At 50.7% G+C, this 18,226-nt stretch carries 14 protein-coding genes and 1 rRNA gene; 4 read left to right on the top strand and 11 right to left on the bottom strand.

Features of this window, described 5'->3' with window-relative positions; genetic code table 11:
- Positions 1 to 53 precede the first annotated feature (53 nt).
- The 4 genes from isdC to V8F51_RS24820 form a co-directional block, all read right to left on the bottom strand.
- Positions 54 to 1,082 carry a heme uptake protein IsdC gene (gene isdC, locus V8F51_RS24835; RefSeq protein ID WP_337103205.1) on the bottom strand — a complete coding sequence of 343 codons (1,029 nt, stop codon included), beginning with the start codon at positions 1,080 to 1,082 and terminating at the stop codon, positions 54 to 56.
- 219 nt (positions 1,083 to 1,301) lie between these two features.
- Complete coding sequence (isdG, locus tag V8F51_RS24830) at positions 1,302 to 2,432, bottom strand: heme oxygenase (RefSeq protein WP_337103204.1); 1,131 nt, start codon at positions 2,430 to 2,432, stop codon at positions 1,302 to 1,304.
- A complete protein-coding gene (locus V8F51_RS24825) occupies positions 2,433 to 3,431 on the bottom strand; it encodes a FecCD family ABC transporter permease (RefSeq protein WP_337103203.1) in 999 nt (332 codons plus the stop codon).
- Positions 3,428 to 4,342, bottom strand: a complete 915-nt coding sequence (locus tag V8F51_RS24820) for an ABC transporter substrate-binding protein (protein ID WP_442956485.1) — start codon at positions 4,340 to 4,342, stop codon at positions 3,428 to 3,430. Before V8F51_RS24820 ends, V8F51_RS24825 begins: the two co-directional genes overlap by 4 nt.
- A gap of 559 nt (positions 4,343 to 4,901) precedes the next feature.
- Here V8F51_RS24820 and V8F51_RS24815 point away from each other — a divergent pair.
- From V8F51_RS24815 to V8F51_RS24805, 3 genes are all read left to right on the top strand, one after another.
- A complete protein-coding gene (locus tag V8F51_RS24815) occupies positions 4,902 to 5,321 on the top strand; it encodes a hypothetical protein (protein WP_337103201.1) in 420 nt (139 codons plus the stop codon).
- A gap of 182 nt (positions 5,322 to 5,503) precedes the next feature.
- A complete protein-coding gene (locus V8F51_RS24810) occupies positions 5,504 to 8,911 on the top strand; it encodes an NEAT domain-containing protein (RefSeq protein ID WP_337103200.1) in 3,408 nt (1,135 codons plus the stop codon).
- Between the two features lie 340 nt (positions 8,912 to 9,251).
- Positions 9,252 to 11,402 carry an NEAT domain-containing protein gene (locus V8F51_RS24805; RefSeq protein WP_337103199.1) on the top strand — a complete coding sequence of 717 codons (2,151 nt, stop codon included), beginning with the start codon at positions 9,252 to 9,254 and terminating at the stop codon, positions 11,400 to 11,402.
- 76 nt (positions 11,403 to 11,478) lie between these two features.
- Here V8F51_RS24805 and V8F51_RS24800 read toward each other — a convergent pair whose 3' ends face one another.
- From V8F51_RS24800 to V8F51_RS24775, 6 genes are all read right to left on the bottom strand, one after another.
- The gene (locus V8F51_RS24800) at positions 11,479 to 12,342 is read right to left on the bottom strand and encodes a metallophosphoesterase family protein (protein ID WP_337103198.1); all 864 of its coding nucleotides are present in this window, start codon (positions 12,340 to 12,342) and stop codon (positions 11,479 to 11,481) included.
- A gap of 59 nt (positions 12,343 to 12,401) precedes the next feature.
- The gene (locus tag V8F51_RS24795) at positions 12,402 to 12,719 is read right to left on the bottom strand and encodes a DMT family transporter (protein ID WP_442956484.1); all 318 of its coding nucleotides are present in this window, start codon (positions 12,717 to 12,719) and stop codon (positions 12,402 to 12,404) included.
- A 38-nt stretch (positions 12,720 to 12,757) separates the two neighbouring features.
- A complete protein-coding gene (locus V8F51_RS24790) occupies positions 12,758 to 13,522 on the bottom strand; it encodes an HAD family hydrolase (RefSeq protein WP_337103197.1) in 765 nt (254 codons plus the stop codon).
- Between the two features lie 92 nt (positions 13,523 to 13,614).
- Entirely contained in the window at positions 13,615 to 14,976 is a 1,362-nt protein-coding gene (locus V8F51_RS24785) for an ABC transporter substrate-binding protein (RefSeq protein WP_337103196.1), read from the bottom strand.
- Positions 14,977 to 15,021: 45 nt separating this feature from the next.
- Positions 15,022 to 15,831: a carbohydrate ABC transporter permease gene (locus V8F51_RS24780; RefSeq protein WP_442956483.1), complete on the bottom strand. Its 810-nt coding sequence runs from the start codon at positions 15,829 to 15,831 to the stop codon at positions 15,022 to 15,024.
- A 72-nt stretch (positions 15,832 to 15,903) separates the two neighbouring features.
- Positions 15,904 to 16,782 (bottom strand): carbohydrate ABC transporter permease, encoded by an 879-nt coding sequence (locus V8F51_RS24775; protein WP_337103194.1) that lies wholly within the window; start codon positions 16,780 to 16,782, stop codon positions 15,904 to 15,906.
- A 220-nt stretch (positions 16,783 to 17,002) separates the two neighbouring features.
- Between V8F51_RS24775 and V8F51_RS24770 the strand changes: the two genes are divergently transcribed.
- Positions 17,003 to 17,611, top strand: coding sequence for a GbsR/MarR family transcriptional regulator (locus tag V8F51_RS24770; RefSeq protein WP_337103193.1), 609 nt, complete (start codon positions 17,003 to 17,005; stop codon positions 17,609 to 17,611).
- 538 nt (positions 17,612 to 18,149) lie between these two features.
- On the opposite strand, the gene rrf is transcribed toward V8F51_RS24770, so the two are convergent.
- Positions 18,150 to 18,226 (bottom strand): 5S ribosomal RNA (rrf, locus tag V8F51_RS31620); the annotation flags it as partial.

The following is an 18,226-nucleotide window of genomic DNA, read 5'->3' as shown; positions in this document are numbered from 1 at the left end:
TACCATTGATCCAATCCTCCTGGGCCCTATTTGGCCATTTCCCTATTACCTACTCAATGAGCCTTCCTTCTCCAAATATAAATGGCACCTACAATCAAAATAAGTACCGCTCCAAGCGGTGTCCACCATTTGAAGCTCTTGCTGCCGCTATCCGCTTCAGGCGCATTGGCCGCATCGCCGGCGGCAAGTGCTTGCACCGATTCGCCTTCTTCTGCGGATGCATCGGCCAACTGAGCATCGCCGTCAACGGACGACTCTGCTTCTCCCGCTTCGTTAGTCGTATTCTCGACCCCAATGCCAGCTTCGCCATCGCCTTTATCCGCTGGAACTTGCTCCTCGGCAGGAGACGGCTCTGCCGAGACAGCCGCCTCATTTGCAGTTGTCTCAGCCGTGGAGTAAGGCGCTGTTCCTTCTGTCTCGCTTGGTTTGGCTGCCTCCGACGGCACCGTTGTTGATTGGTCAGAAGCTTTAATTGTACTCTCAGGCTTGCTGCTTTGCTCAGGCTTCTCTGCTGCCGACTCTCCGGTCACCGCAGGCTTCTCCGTCGACGAGCTGGTCGGTGCCGTCGTCGGTTTCGCCGTTGGTTCCGCCGTTGGTTTCGCCGTTGCCGCAGGTTCAGCGCCTTTGACAAGCTTAAAGCTCTCCTGATCGAACACGAAACGAATCGTATAATCATGGTCGTAATCGATATCTTCAACCGTCACGTGAATTTTGGACACTATCGGCTTTGTAATATCAGCGGTGAACTCAACCAACCGCGTATCTGCTTTTTTGTTCGAGCTGATCAGCTTCGTGTCCACATATCCTCCGCCGCTTCCCGGTACTTTGAATTCGGTTACCCAGAAGCTGTGATTGATCGTCACGCGAACTGTCGCTTTACCATCCTTAATCGTCACCTTAGCCGGCTTCTCCCAATAATCATTCGCCATGGAGACCGAATCATTCTCCGCCTGTAAAATGAGATAATCTGCTGTATAGGTTCCATCTGCAATCTCCCCTGCGGCATATAGGTTCGCCGGCAATAAGAGCAACACTATCCATAATGCGGCGAGTAGGCCGCTTATCTTCGTTCTTGCATTCATGCAATTCCACGTCCTTTCCAGTTCATACAACTCCATAATATGATAATGATAATTATTATCAATTAATATCCTACCAAGTTTTTCTTTTCTGTGTCAATACTAATTTGTAAATCGGACTGGTCTCCGGGCTGGTTCAAGCACTATTGTTGACTGTATTCCATATAAAAGGGCTTCAGGAGCCGTTATCGACTGACTCCTGTAAGCCCGTTCACAGTCCTGTTATACGCTTTGAACTTCCGCCTCTGCTTCTGCTTCCGGAAGCGGATTTCGAACGATTTTTACATCGTAGAAAGCAATTTTGTTGTTGATGATATATTCCGGCGTCTCGCGGTGGGAATGCGATTCGCGGAAAGCTTCGCTGCGCGTCCACGCTTGGAAGTCTGCCTTGCTCTCCCAGCGCGTGCTGACCGTGACTTCGTCGTATTCTTTCGTGTTCTCAGTCAGCATGACTTCGAGACCCAAAAATCCTTTCATCCCTTCTACCTTGCCTATGCGGTTAAACCGCTCAATCAGCTTGACTCCATTGCCCTTCGTAATTTGCGAAACATTCGTTACAATAACCATTGTCGTTTCCTCCCCGGATTGTGGTATTGGCATAATAATAGGATAAGTGCCTTGCAGATCCACCTTGGCTCTTATTCCGAACACACTTAACATAAAACGTGCATCAATCACTGACTTTGGCGGCCCGCTTGCCGCTACGCTGCCATCCTCCATCGCGATCAAATAATCGCCGTAAGCCGCCGCCTGCTGCAAATCATGCAGCACCATCACGATCGTCAGTCCCAGCTTGCGGTTCAAAGCCCGCAGCATCTCCATCAGCTCAAGCTGATGCGACATATCCAGGTATGTCGTCGGCTCGTCAAGCAGCAGGATGTCCGCCTCTTGGGCAAGAGCCATCGCGATTCTAGCTTTCTGCTGCTCGCCGCCGGATAACGTATGGAACATTCGGTCCTCGTTGTGGCTGATGCCGACAGTCGTGAGCGCCCAGGTTACTGCAGTCTCGTCTTCCTGCGACAAGCGGCTGCGAAAAGCCGACTGGCGCGGTGCGCGGCCCATAGCGACAAGCTCTCTTACGGTCATGTCCGGCAAGTGGCTTTTCTCCTGCGCGAGCACGGCAACCATTCTAGCGAATGCTTTCCTAGAATATTCGTCGCCTTGACGCCCGTCGTACTGAATGTCTCCCCCATTAGGCTTGATCGTTCTAGCGAGAAGACGAAGCAGTGTCGACTTGCCGGAGCCGTTGCGCCCCACGATCGCCGTAATTTTCCCTTTCGGTATCGTCTCGGTAATCGAATGAAGCTCGAATCGTTCTTGTTTGTAGATTAAATCCCTTATCTCTAGCGACATCTAGCGGATCAGCCTCCTCTTCTTCAGCAGCATTAGGAAAAATGGTGCTCCAATGCATGCGAGCAAGATGCCTGCTGGCAGTTCAATCGGATCAAACCAGCTTCTCGCCGCTGTATCGGCTATGACCATAAGAGAGGCTCCGCCGACGATCGAATACGGTAACAAATATCGGTAATCGTCTCCGATCAGAAGGCGTACGGCATGAGGTACGATTAACCCGACAAATCCGACCAGCCCTGCAACGCTGACTGCCGCTCCTGCTAACAACGAAGCAAGCACGACAATCAGGAAGCGCTGACGCTCTACATGCTGGCCGAGTGAGGAAGCGGATTGATCGCCCAGCATGAGCAAGTTCGTCGTCTTCGCGGCGAATGGAACAAGAAGCAGTCCGATTGCAGCATACGGCAGCATGAATTGCAGATGAGGCCAGCTTCTGCCGCTCAAGCCTCCTGCCAGCCATGGTATTACACTCTGAATCCGGTCACTGTTCAGCACCATGATCCCGTTCATTACACCGCCTAGCAATGCATTCACAGCAATGCCCGCCAGCACGATCTTCACCGGAGAGCTGCTGCCGTCCCAAGCCAGCAAATAAATGATTAAGGACGAGAGCAGCGCTCCTGCGAAAGCAAAACCTGGCAACAGGTAAGCGAATTGAGGGAATAGCACCAGTGCAATTACCGCCGCGACGCCGCCGCCTGCGGATACGCCGACGATGCCGGGATCTGCAAGCGGATTGCGCATAACTCCTTGAAGCAACGCTCCCGAGGCGGCTAAGCATGCGCCTACCAGCAACCCGATCAGTACCCGCGGCAATCGCAGGTTCCAAATAATCGCTTCGTGCGCGGTGTCGCCTGCGCCGAACAGCGTTTGCCATATGTCCGCAATCGAGATCGACACCGAACCGCTGCCGATCCCATATATGGCCGAGACGATGAGCAGCGGTCCGGACGCGATGCCAAGCCACCGTCTTCGATTCCTTCGCTCCTTCATGCTCATGGCTCCAGCAGCTCCGTCAACAGCTTAACCGCTTCCGCTACGCGGGTACCCGGATTCGTGCCGAACAGCTCAGCCGGGAGCACATGGATGCGACCCTCGCGAACGGCGGACAACGAGTTCCAAGCCGGATTGCCTTCCATCTCGCGGACAAAACCTTCCTGAACTTCCTCAGAATTGCCATGCGTCATGATCATGATGACGTCTGGATTCGCTTCAACTACGCGCTCCGTATTTAACTGCGCATAATGCGGATAGTTCTGCAGACGAGGGAACTCAGCCGCCATATTCAAACCGCCTGCTGTCTCCAGCAAGTTGCCAGCGAGCGAACTCGGCAGGGCTGCGAGGTAAGTGCCCGGCGCTCCGTATACCATCAGCACACGTCTGCCGTCTTCGTGCCGCACGCTCTTCAAACTTCCGAGTTCATCTTCCAGCTTAGCTAGAAGCTCCTTCGCCTTCGTTTCGCGTTCTAGCAGCTTACCGAATAGCTCGATTTGCTTCTTAATATCCTCAATCGAATTCGCTTCCGTCAGAACAATCTTAGATCCCATTCCCTCAATTAGAGGAACATCGTTGTTATTAATGGGATAATTACCTAATACGACATCGGGTCCCAGCGAAGCGATCTTCTCCAGATCGACCGTATGGACGGATCCGACAATCGGCACATCCTTGACCTGCTCATTCAGGAGGCCATCGTTATCCTCCGGTCTGCCCACTACAGCGCCGCCCAGCGCATATACAATATCGACTTCCCCATTGCCAAGCGAGACGATGCGGCTAGGAGCTTCCGAGAATGATACTTTCCTGTCTGCGAAGTCCGTCAGCACGATCTTGCCTATTGAATCGCTGCCGTTCTTTGCACCTGCGCTGCAGCCTGAAAGAATGGTTAACGCTGCCGCAGCTCCGATCATCAGCAACTTCCATTTCGCCGCATGCCTTAGTGTTGCATTCTTTTCTTTTGTTGCCGACTTCAAAATGCATGACCCTCCGATTCCCCTCGACATTGAGAGAGATTATCATTAATGGCTTCACGAGGATTTTACTTGCGCATTGTGAACGGAGCATGAATTCCAGATTACAGTTTTACCAACTGTAAGTTGTTCCCTGTAACCGCCCTCCTGTCGTGGTTAAAATTGTAATTTAATGTTCACGCTCCGTTCATAATCGGGCTGTAAAATTTAGTTTGTCTAAGGCGATGTACACGCCGGACGCTTTCTGAGAGAGAAGAACGGCACGTATACCGGTGCGTCCGTACTTAGGGAACAGAAATTTTTTTTGCATCAGTAGCGATAATGATTATCATTATCTTGGCATCTTAGTATCTCTGTAGCTTCACCATCTGCATGATTCTACTTGTCGAGGGGGAATTCAAGCCCATCAATGAGTGGGCAGTTACCAAACTATCGTTTTGTCGTTAACGCATCATTGCTTTAAAAAATACTTATTTCAAATCAAAGGAGACTGATATCAATGAAATTCACTTTGAGAAAAGGCTTGCCTACTCTGCTTCTAGCTCTTGTAATGTCCCTTGTCCTGATTGTTGGTTCTGCTTCCGCTGCGACTGATCAAAACTTCCGACTCGTCAAAGCCGCTAATCCGACTGAAACTTCAACAGCCGACGGTTATGCCGTTAAACCTGCTTCGATCGCCAGCGACGGCGAAACGGTGACACTCGGATTCACAACTTCGTTGTTGTACAGCATCAACGGATTAAGCATCTCCTATGACGGAGGTTCCAGCTATACACCTTTCACAGGTTCGACATCGGGCGGCGTGATCTACTACACGTTCCCTATCGATGATTTCAGCGTGAATGCCAAAGCAAAAATATCCGTTTCGGTATTCGGACTGTATAACGCTACCCACGAAATAGAGATTGAATGGTTGTAAGCGACAGTTGAAACAAGATTGAAATGGCTTGCGCCGTCATCATACGGCGCAGCCTGCTTCATTTTGCTTTCGCTGCACAAGCAACGGGCAGGTCGGCTCAACCGCTGATCTGCCTGTCGCTTGTGTAACGAAGGCGGTATGCGGCTTTCTATTTTTATTTTGCAAAGGAGAGAGTAATCATCATGTTTTATAAGAAGTCACTGAAACGTTACTTGTCTATTCTGATTGCGAGCATGCTTCTCTTGTCTGCCTTTCCTATTTCGGCAGCAGCAGCTGAACCTGCTCCAGCTACTAAGGTACGGGACGGCGAATACGAGGTCGATTTCCGTATCTTACAGAACAATAGCGACAAGGAATCGTATGCCGAAGGACATCTCAAATCAACAAAAGGCAAGCTGATCTCTGAAGACGGCGCCTACAAACTGCAAATTGATTTTATTAACTACGACTGGTACGAGTATTGGGGAAGCCTGAAGCCAGGCGGCACGCCCTCTGCGAACGCGGATGCCGTATCCCAATTCAATCAGGCAGTTGAGGTTGATGTCTCGGACGGCACTGTACCTCGTGGACCGCTAAACGAGAATAAGTTAGTTGAAGGCTATTATGGCACGGTAGAATTTCCAATTGACGATGTGCAAGTCAAGCAAGATGTGCTGATGCACATTGTGGTGAAAGATCTTTATGTTCAAGGCCAACCTTTTGTCTACGATCATTGGTATTTGGCTCAAGTCGTGATTGATACAAGCAATCTTCCGTTTGTATCCGTCGAAGAGCCTCCAGTGACCGAAGTACCAGACGTGAGCCTTGATGATCTTTCCTGGCAAATCACTTTAGCTCAATCCTTATATAACAGTACCCAAGACGGCGCATGGCATGGGGCATACAAACCGGGAGCAAGGGCCTCCTTGAATTATGCTATCAGTGATGCTGTCGAGGTCGAGAGCGACATGGCGGCGACCGACGAAGAAATCGTTACGGCTTACAATGCGCTAGTCCAAGCGTTGAATGTGTTCAGGCAACAACGCGTAACGGTTAACAAATCATCGTTGCTGACTGCGATTCAAGAAGCAGAGGCATTCGCTGCCAATCTGTCATACGTTCCAAATGCCGGGGTATATGTCGATGGCTCGATTGCCGGTCTGACGTCTACAACTATGGGTACACCGATTACGAATGCGAAAGCTATGTATGACAATGCTTTGGCGACTCAGGATCAAGTCAATGCTAGCGTAACTTCGCTTAGTACGGCGACGACCGCCATTAATAACGCTAGAATACTAGCGACGGATGCCCGTCTCATCGTACTTGACTCACTTGATTCGGATGCTGTTGAATCCACGAAAAGTGCTCTCTTTGGTTCAACTGCGACTATTCTAAAACGCAGCACGCCTCGCGAGCATGCCAATATTATCATCAATGACAATATTCCAATTACGTCTATCACCTACTATAGGCCGAACACCAATGGCTCTCCCACATTTGTGATGGATCTGCCTGTTACGATGGTATCTACTGGATTAGACGTGGGAACTGGTCAATATTCCGCCCAATTACAGCAAAGACATACGACTTTTAATAATCAATCCATAAGCGGCATCGTCTTAATGAACTATTCAACCGCTGATGAGCCTAGTGTCACTGAATCCGTCTATCTAAGCCTGAACGGCACATTGCTTGATAATCTAAACAGTGAAATCGCGGATGCACAGGAGCTGCATGATCGCGCCTTGAACGGTGAATTAAGCGGTCAGTACGACGTTGATGCTTTGGCGACGCTGCAAGCCGCTATCGATACCGCCATTGTTACGGGCTCTCAATTGTCCGCTACGCGGTTGAACATTAGCGCTGCTTCGGCTGCGCTGTCTGAAGTCGTGACTACGTTCCTGTCCTTGGAACGTTCAACCTTAAACTACACGATCGCTCATGCGACGGATGCGGCCTTCTCCAGCGCGGATAGCTACTTCGAGAAGCCTGCGCGCGTTACCCAAATTAGCGGTACTACTTATGATGCGACGATTAAAATTTTGAACAGCTCGCAAGTAACGGAGTTCCAGTACAAGCAAAGCGAAGGCCAGTATGTCGATGCGGACGTTCTGTACGAAAACGCTGCGGAAGATTATCGTATTGTGCTGCTTAATGTCATCGATATAAGCCAGCTACAGAACGCCAAGCTGCATGTTTCCATTCCGGCAGCCAATTATGATCGAACGCATGAAGTTCGCTTGAACTTTAACGGGGTGAACAACTCCTTGTTATCCTCGGAGTTCCTTGAAGCCATTTCGGCATGGCGCGGAGCCAAAGCGGGAACTGCAATCGGGGAATATCCCGCCTCGGCGATATCCACATTCAAAGCCGCCATTGATACGGCGGGTGGAGCTGCCACCCAGCCAAATGGAACCCAGATCCAAACGGATGCCGCGTTAATTGTGTTACGCATGGCCATCGCCGCTTTTGAAGCTTCTGTTAATTTGACCGGTACGGAGCCCGGAACTGATCCTGGACCGGGCACTCCGGGTAACGGCACGGATCCGAAATATCCTGCTAACGGAAGTTACTACATTCCTTTTACCGTCCTTAAGTATGGAACAGAATCAATATCGGTAGCTAACGATTATTTTGTCAGCCCTGCTCTTGTTAAAGTGACTGGAGGAAACAAGACCGTATCCTTTACTGTCGTACAGAGCGCCGAAATTACCGGACTCAAAATAGGCGGCAGCAGCGGCTCCGTAACGTCGAGAGACGCTGCGAACAACACACGCGTAGTCACCTTTAACTTATCTAACCTGTCATCCAAATTAAGCGCGTGGGTCAAAATCGATTGGAGCGCTTTGAACTATCACCATGAATACGATATTCATTTCAAATTCAACGAAGCCCAGGCGACATTTGCCGGCGACTCCGGCGTCATTGGAGGCGGTGCGGTCGGACCGCCAGCTTTGCCTAATCCTGATGAAGAAACCGAAGTTCCGGAAGGCGAAGAAGGCGGAGGGACCGATCCTGAGGGAGAGAACGGGCAAGAAGGAACCAACCCAGACGGTAATGAAGGTCCAAACATTCCATTCACCGATACCGCATCTCACTGGGCCAGTGCCGTCATCCAACGTGCAGTCAAGCTGGGTATCGTCAACGGCTTCTCGGATGGCAGCTTCCGTCCGAACAACATTGTGACGCGAGGCGAGTTCGCCGTTATGATCAGCCGAGCGCTTGGTCTCGAAGGGGAAGGAGAAGCTGACGCCCTGCAAGACCTCGACAGCATTCCGAATTGGGCAAAAGAACATGTGGCGCGTGTCATAACTGCAGGTTTGATCAGCGGTTTCGAGGATTCCACATTCCGTGCTAACGGCCAGTTGACGCGTGCACAGCTTGCAGTCATTATTTCCCGTGCTGCGGGGCTTAAACTAAATCCGAACGCCGCTCTATCCTTCGTCGATGGCAGTGACGTTCCGGGTTGGGCACAACAAGAAGTGTCCGCGGCAGTCGAGGCCGGATTAATTAAAGGCAAGGACGGCAACCGATTCGATCCGAACGCCACAGCAACCCGTGCGGAAGCTCTAACGCTTATTATCCGCCTGCTTGATTACTTAGACTAATACGCAAGAAAGAAGCAGCCCAAGACGTTTAAACGCCATGGGCTGCTTCTTTGCGGTTCGAATTGCTTCAATTTGTAATTTAAAATTCATGCTCCGTTCATACTCCAGTAGTAGAATCAAACTTGCCGTTTGGACGATAATGATTCTCATTATCCTTGATATTCGTTCATCTGCACATTGCCATCTCCTTGTGGCCTTTTGAAATACAATTTCGTAGCGGGAGGGAAACATTAATTACGTTAATCGGTTTTGCTGCCAAGTAGATGGCATTGTCCGATACATGCATCAACTTTATTTCATTGCTTTCTTATTAAAAACATCCTAAGGAGTGTTACATTAAATGCGCAATAAGCTTCGCCCATTCACAGCACTGTTTTTGGCCCTGGCTCTGCTGCTTACGATTTTACCGGCGGCTGCCTCGGCTCAACAATCCGCTCCGGCTCTGCCGGCGGACGGCGTATACGAAATTCCCTTTCAATACCTAAAGGATGACGGCTCAGGCTCGACCTCCTCGATCAATAACTACGCCGTTGCAAACACGGGTAAATTAACGATCTCCAACGGTAAAGCGACCTTTTCCCATGAAATGAAAAGCTCCGAGCTGTTCACCTATATTGGTATTTTAAAGCCGGGCGAGACGAAGGCGACCATTACAAGAAGCGGCGCTAATACAACAATCAATACAGACGATCTTGTTCGCTATGTAGCAGCAACAACTGCTCCAATTGAAGATTCGACTACCAATTCCATTACAACAACCTTAAATATCAATGATATTTATGAAACGCAAACGGTATTGTTGAATATTACGATGACCTCGCCTGCTTATTCCGCATGGCACAATGTATACCTGGATCTTGACGTTTCAGAGCTTCCGCCACCGGATGGCACGTACAGCGTTCCGTACATATATTTGAAGGATGACGGCTCTAATGTTACCTCTTCGGTATATGGTTATGCCGTACCGGATAGCGGCCGATTGACGATCAGCGACGGCGAGGCGTCTTTTTCACATGAAATGAAAGACTCCAACTTGTTCGCGTACATCGGCATTCTAAAGCCTGGAGAGACGAAAGCGACGATTACAAGAAACGGCGCCAACACGACGATTGATCCTGCCGACCTCGTTCGTTATGATCGCGCTGCCGTTGCTCCTATTGAAGATTCGACTACCAATTCCAGCACGGTTACTGTAAACATCGACGATATTTACACAACGCAAACGGTACTGGTTAACATTGAAATGACGTCACCTGTTTATTCCGCTTGGCATAACGTCTATTTAAGCTTGGATCTGGAAAACATGACGTTGGTCGATAACGGCACGGGAGAAGGCACAGACCCTGGAACAGATCCTGGTACGGATCCGGGAACGAACCCTGGCACGGATCCAGGAACGAATCCTGGAACAAATCCGGGAACGAATCCTAATACGCTGGCCGACGGAAAATACAGCCTGAACTTCGTTATTCTAAAAGCAGGCACTTCTCAAACATCGGTTATGAACGACTATGTCGCGCATCCAGGCCGATTGCTGGTTCAAAACGGCATTAAATACATGCAAATTTATTTAAAGCAAAGCACTGAAATTACATCGTTTATGGTCGGCGGAAGCGAAACCTCTACCATCGATAGCAATGCTAGCGCCAATACGCGAAGAGTACAATTCGAAGTCGATGAAATTCCGTCCAAATTGAGCGGCTTTGTAAGCATCAACTGGCCGGCCATCAACTATGTAGAGGAATACGATGTCGATATCCAAATTCGCTCCGCTACACCGGTTCAAAATTGGGGTGCCGACAACTTCGGTTCAATTCCTGACCGTCCGAATCCGAATGATCCATCGACAGAAGAAGAAACGACCGAAGAACCAGGCAACGGAGCCGGTGAGAACGGCGAGAACGGTACTTCCGAGCCTAAACCATCCACTCCTGGAATCGTGTTCAACGATACGGCTTCACACTGGGCGAGCAAAGCGATTGAACGCGCCGTGCAGCTCAACATTATATCCGGTTATCCGAATGGTGATTTTAAACCGAATGCCTCCCTCAAACGCTCGGAATGGACGGCTATCGTTAGCCGCGCATTAAAGCTGGAGAACTCGGGCAAAACAATCGACTTCGCTGATGCGGACAACATTCCGGCTTGGGCGAAACCATTTATTGAGCAAGCTCTGTCGGCTGGTATCATAAGCGGTTACGAGGACGGCAGCTTCCGTCCGAATAAGGAGATCTCCCGAGCGGAAATGGCGGTTATGATCGTCAGAGCCCTCAAGCTGCCGCTAGAGGATGCTGGTACGCTGACATTCGATGATGCGGGTCAAATTCCAGACTACGCCAAAGCTTATATCGCAACCGCAGTCAAGCACGGTCTAATCTTCGGATTGGAAAATAACCGCTTCGGGTCCGCCCAACCAGCTACCCGTGCAGAGGCCGTTACCGTTGCTCTGCGCGCCGTCGATTATTTGGAGGCTCAGCAAAAGAACGTTTAATAAGCCATAACAACTACTGTTGCTTCATTAGAGAAAGAGAACTCCGTTTGCGGGGTTCTCCTTCTCTCGTTATCTATCAGAATTCCACTTCAAAATCAGCGGCTGCCAACCAGCTGCCTTCCACGAAGTTCCGGCCGCGCACGCGCACCTTGTCCGCGTATATTTCGACATAATAGCCTTGGCTGCCCTGCACATAGGCGTCGTCGTCATTCCACAAGTAAGCGACCGATGCGGTATTGAACATGACTGGCCCCCGCTCGCCGGCGCGATGCATCGTATGCGGAGACTCCAAATGCCAGTGGGTATGCCCGGTGAACAGCAGCGCTTGCGGATGCTTAAGCAGCACCGAACGCAGCTCTTCATCCTCTTCCACGCCGAACCAGGCTTGATGCTCCAGCGAACCGGCTACCGTGTTTTTCAAAGGCTGATGGAGGAATACGAAGACCGGCTTGCCCGTCGCCGCGTCTTCCCCCAGCTTCTCGTCCAACCAGCCAAGCTGGGTTTCCGACAGGGTCGCAAACCGCTCCAGCCCTCGCTCCGTCCCGAGAAACACAAAGTGATAACCGCTGATCCAGTGATCGTGGTAGGTGTCTCTCCTGCCGCTGACCGTCTCGTAACCTTCCATCCGGTACGCCCAATCGCCCAGCGCGACATCGTGATTGCCAACCGTATATGCAATGGCCGGCAGACGGTTCTCATAATCCAGCAAAATACGCTGCAGCGCCTTATATTCTTCAATTAAGCCATGATCGGTAATATCCCCTGCGTGCATAATCCCGCAGCTCTCGGATACATATTCGCTTGAAGCGATATCCTCCAGCGCCAGCCGAAGATGACGGTTGTACAAATGATTGTCGTCGGATCTGATATGCGTATCCGATAGAATCTGGAAGCATGCAAGCATCTCCGTCGCTTCGTCCTCATTGGCTCTATGTTTCATAACGATTCCCCTTCCGTTAGTTGGCAAACCTTATGCTCGACCTCTTTCATGGCAGTCCGTCAGGAATGCGCTTTGGAGCTCATGTTCAGCCCCACCACCCCCACGACTATGACAAACATCCATAACATCGACGTTGTAGACAAACGCTCATGAAAAAACCATACGCCAGCAGCCGAAATGAGTACAATGCCGATACCCGACCATGTAGCATAAGCAACGCTTATATCCATGTAGCGCAGCGCGAAGTTCAAGCAGGTAAAGCTGATTCCGTAAAATAAAAACATAAGTATCGACGGCCACAGCCGCGAGAAGCCTTCCGACATCTTCAAGGACAAGGTGCCGCTTAATTCCAGCAAGATGGCCAGCGCCAGAAACATCCAGCCCAACTCGCTCCCGTTCAATCCTTTCAATTGCGCTAGCCTCCCAACTGCATTTCCTGATAGCCTAAAACGATATGACTAGCATCGGGGTAGAGTGCTTGCCCGCCCTTAAGCGCAATTCGCAGATTTGTACCAGCCGAACGTCCCATCAGCATATCGCCGTTCGTATCGCCGATGACGGCCGTTCTTGCCGGCTGAACGCCTAGCCTTAAGCAAGCGAGCTCCGCCATATCGCCGAACGGCTTGCCGCGCTCTACCTGATCCGTGCCGATTACCGCCTCGAAATAGGGACGGATGCCAAGCCACTCCAGATGACGGAGCGCCGCATCCGTTTCATCCGCCGTTACGACGGCCAACTTTAGCCCCTGCCGCATGCAAGCGTCAAGGAACGATTGTACTCTCGGCAACAGTCGTTCAGGGCGTTCCTTCAACAAAGAAACGTTCGCCTCCTCGCCGCAGCGGATTGCCATCGTTCTTGCTTCCGCCCAGGACATGCCGGCGATATAACCTTGCCAAGCAAGCACGGCGTATAAATCGGCCATCGTGCCCATCGCCAGCGGTCCGTTGCGATCGTACTCGATGATCCGCCCGCTGTCATCGTGCCGCGTTCCCCAAAACATGGGAATCACTGCCGCATCGAGAGCTTTCAGCCCCCTGCTGATTAGCCCCTCATTAAACGCAGTCATGACTTGTTCGCTCCAGTAGCCCCACATAGATACAAAATCGATCAGCGTGCCGTCCTTATCCATCAAAATCGCATCCACGTCATAAACGTCGCCGCCTATGGTCAACTTACCCATTGCTTCCACCCCTCTTATTACGACAACAAGCAGCAGCTTACAGGAGGAAGCTTACATTACTTCCCCCCAGTGCCGCTATAGCATTCTTCTACCTATTTCAATACCGCATCAAGCGCCTTCTGCGCCACTTCCTTCGCTTCCTTAAGCGCTTCTGCCGCCGGCTTGTTGCCAATTTGCACTTTATCTGCCGCAATCGTCAGCGCATCCGTAATTTTGCCGCCGGTCGGATCAATGAACGGCTTGCTCGCATGGGAAGCTTGCATAAGCGGGATACGGCTTTGCGGATTCGCTTCGCTGTAAGCTTTGAACTCCGGATCGTCAAGCGCGGATTGACGTACCGCAATATAACCCGTGTTCATCGACCAGAACGCCGTATTCTCGGTGTTGCTGAAGTACGTCAGCCATTTGAACGCCGCTTCCTGCTGCTCTTTGCTTGCTTTGGCCGGAATGCCCGCCATAATTCCGCTTGCTACCGGTTTGCCTTTTCCGTCGCCAACGCCTTCCCAGCCCGGCTGCTCCATAGCTGCAAGCTGCGTGAAATCGAGGTCGCCTTGGTCGCCGCTGGAGCCGGTGTAACCCGCCGCATTGCCTTTCATCACATCGTCAATCGTTTTGTACCAATACTCCCAGCCTTGGCCTCCGGAGTGAATGCGCATGATTTGATCCTCATGAATCCATTTGCGGAACAGCTCCCACGTTTCCACCCATTCCGGCGAGTCGATCAGAACGGTTTTCCCGTCTTCGCTAAGCACCGAGCCGCCTTTGCTGAACACCGCGTCCATCATATTGTCGCGTCCCCACATCGGCTCCCAGCCGTAAAACGTCGTTTTCCCGTTTTCTTTCACGGTCATTTTGGTCGCGGCATCCGCCAACGCTTCCCAAGTCGTCAGGTTTTCGGCTTTCAGACCTTGCTTTTCCAGCGCATCCTTGCGGTAATACATCACTTGCGTCGTCCCGTACATCGGAAGGAAATACTGTTTCCCGTCAATTTGCCCTTGCTCAATAAAAGTAGACACGAAGTCGTCCGCATTCAAGTTCGTCGCCGAAGCCATCAATTCGTCCAGCTCTGCGTAATAGCCTTTGCGAGCCCAGTCGTTATTGGACGACAATACGGCTGCCGGAACCATGTCAGCGGCAATCGCGGCCTGCAGCTTCTGCTCCGTTTCGGAATAGTCGGCCTGGACGATCCCTTGTACGATGACCTCCGACTGCGAGGCGTTGAATTTGTCGATTATTTTTTTCATATTGTCGCCGAGATTACCGCCGAGACCGTACCAAAACTCGATTTTCACCGGTTCGGTCGCCGCCGTCTGCTCAGGAGCCGCGTTCGTTGCGGCGTTTGTCGGCGCATTGGATCCTTCCTCCGTGTTCGCTCCCGAATTAGAGCCGCAAGCCGCAAGCAAAGCAAAGCTGGAAAGAAGCGTAAAAGCCAACCCTTTTTTTAACGTATTCATTTTAATAGGCCTCCATTAACTATAGTATAATTTCTCTTTTCTCTCCTACCCTTTGTTGACACCGGCCGTGAAGTTGACGCTTTGCATAATCGTTTTTTGCGTAAAAAGAAACAACAGCAGCAGCGGAGCGATCGTGAAGGCGCTGGCAGCCATAATGAGCGGCCACTTCAGCCCGTATGCACCTCCCTCCACAAAAAAGCTGCGCAGACCGGCCGATACAAGCTGCAAATCCGGATTTTTCGTAATGAGCATCGGCCAGAAGTAGTTGTTGTATTGTTCAATGAACGTAATGAGCACCAGCACGGCGAAGGAAGCCCTCGTCAGCGGAACGATTATCGTCCATAGAATACGCAGATGGGAGGCCCCGTCGATCCGCCCCGCCTCCACAAGCTCATGCGAAACCTGCATGAATGCTTGCCGAATAAGGAATATCGAAAATACGCTAACCGAGTTGGATAAAATAAGTCCCGCATAGCTGTCGAGCAGATGGAGCTTGGACAAGACGACATACCCCGGTAAATACACGGCAGTCGTCGGCACCATATAGCTGACCAGTATGATCGCGGTCAACGGGCCCTTCAAGCGAAACGGCATGTGGGTCAGCGCGTACGCCATCATGCCCGAATTGACGACTTGGATCAGCGCTATGGCGCAAGCGACCGTCACGCTGTTCAGTATATACCTAGCAAAGTTCGCGCTCTGCCAAGCGTCGACAAAATTGCTCCATAACGGTACGGCGGGCCACAGCGCAGGGGGAGTCTGCCAAATTTCATCGTTCGTTTTCAACCCGCTCGTTACCATCCAGTAAAACGGGAAAGCCATAATCGCGCACAAAACAATAAGCATGACATGCATCACAATTCGCTTAATTCCGTTGCTCTTGGTCATTCATCGCATTCCTTCCTATTCAGACCGCCTGGCCGTCTTTTAATAATGAACCGACTTGCGGCTCAAGGTGAATGAAACGAGCGACAGCAGCGCGCATCCTGCAACGAGCGTCACCGCAACAGCCGAGGCCTCGCCGATGTTGAACGCCTCGAACGCCGACTGGTAATACAAATACAGCAATGTGCGCGTTGATCCAGCCGGTCCGCCTTGCGTCATAATGTTGATCTGATCGTATGCCTGCAACGAAGATATAACGAGTACGACCGTCAGGAAAAAAGTTGTCGGAGAAATCAGCGGAAGCGTAATTTTCCAGAACTTGCGCGTTGCTCCCGCCCCGTCGATGCTGGCGGCTTCCAAGATGTCGCCAGGAACATTCCGAAGCGCCACCAAGTAAAACACCATCGCCCAACCGATTCCTTTCCAGATGGTGACGAGCAAAATACCGACAAGTGCCCAATCTGGATCGCTTAACCAGCCTATGCCATCCGCTCCGAACCATCTTAGCAGCGCATTAGCAAGTCCCGCCTCCGGTTCGAAAATCCACGACCATACGATCGATACCGCAACGGTTGGCGTAACCCAGGGAGAGAACAGCAGAGCCCGATATGCGCCGCCCAGCCGCATCGTTCGGTTCAGCAGCACGGCTAGAGCTAGACCGCCAGCCAGCGTCGGCACCACATTGCCTAGAACAAACAGCAGCGTTACTTTGAGAGACTCGTAAAATGCAGGGTTTTGCATCAACGCCACGTAATTGTCCAGCCCGACAAACGGCTTGTCCTCGCTCATGAAGTCCCAGCTCGTCAAGCTTAAATAGAATACATATCCGATCGGGAACAACCAGAATACGGCGAGAGGCGCCATAGCGGGCAACGTGAACAGCAAAGCCTGCAGCTCCCGGCCTAACCTCAACCTATTCATAACCTCGACCTCCGTTCAAAATATTTTTAACAATGAGGAAAATATTGATATTATCATTCAAACCGTTGTATCGTACAAAAAATATTGTACATTCAATTTAGCGAAGGATGGTTATCGCAGCGTAAACATTAACTAAATAAAATGTAAATGTGAGGCTTTATATGTGTGCTTTAGGTTAGTAAAAGCTTTTAGTATAATTGAAGAAAGCATCCATACGAAAATGGCGGGTGAAGGCATGATAGAGGGCAACAGTCAGGGCAATGATGAACGCGGCGATCTAAACGGTATCGAGAGTGATTCGTCCGAGCGACGGAGCGAGCTGCGTAGAACGGTTATTAACGCGATCGCCGATACGATGGATTTATACGGGGCAACTTATTCCTTTGGACAGTTATATGGCGTTATGTATTTCGAGGACAAACCGATGACGCTTGAAGATATGAAAACCCATATGAATATGAGCAAAAGCAACATGAGCTATGCGGTAAGATCATTGATGGAATCGAAAATGGTGACCAAACTGGAGGAGAAGCAGGAGCGTAAAGATTTATACGTAGCCGAAACGGACTTTTTCCTCGCATTCCGCAATTTTTTCACGATGAAGCTGCAGAGGGAAATCGACGTAATGAGTCACGCCATTGAAGACGTTATTCCCGAGCTTTCCGACATTATTCTTTCTATTGATACCCCTGATGACGAACGGAAAATCTGTCTTCAAGATCTGCACAAGCTCAAGCAAGCGCTTGAGTATTATACATGGCTGCAGCAATTCGTACAGCAACTGGACAATGGTTCTTTTTTCAACCTTCCGCAAATCAGAAAGGAATAAGTTTCCATTCAACTAATGCATTGATCTCTGCTTAAGAATTTAGGAAACGCTAAATGGCCGATATTGCGGAATCCATGCACTAACGAATCCAGATAAGCTTATTTCGCTAAAATGGATTGTTTTTCGCTGGGTTTGGAGCAATTAACGTGATTCAGATTCCTAAACGTTACTCTAGGCTCGTGAATCGAACAATTGAGTGCTGAGGATTCGTTAAGAGGGGATGGCTAGTTTCGATCCAAGCTTCAGTTACTCTCCTTGGCTGGGAGAGGTAAGTCGCCGCTTCTGCGCACAACAAAAAACCAACCGCATGTAGATGCGGTTGGTTCCTCGTGCTTGGCGAAGGCCATTTCGCACCGGCTGAATAGACTACTTGTGCTTACTTCGAGGTCGGCATCTGAACCTTCCTCTATAGCCGGGCCTGCCTCCTCGCCTTTTCATCGATCAATGGTTCAGTTACTCTCCCAGGCTGGGAGAGGTAATTCGCCGCTTCTGCGCACAACAAAAAACCAACCGCATGTAGATGCGGTTGGTTCCTCGTGCTTGGCGACGTCCTACTCTCCCAGGACCCTGCGGTCCAAGTACCATTGGCGCTGGAGGGCTTAACGGTCGTGTTCG

Origin of the sequence: Paenibacillus sp. YIM B09110, assembly GCF_037167145.1 — a bacterium.
In the GTDB taxonomy this organism is placed as follows: Bacteria; Bacillota; Bacilli; order Paenibacillales; family Paenibacillaceae; genus Pristimantibacillus.
Note: the sequence above shows the minus strand (reverse complement) of the source record. Positions and strands in the feature narration are given on the sequence as shown.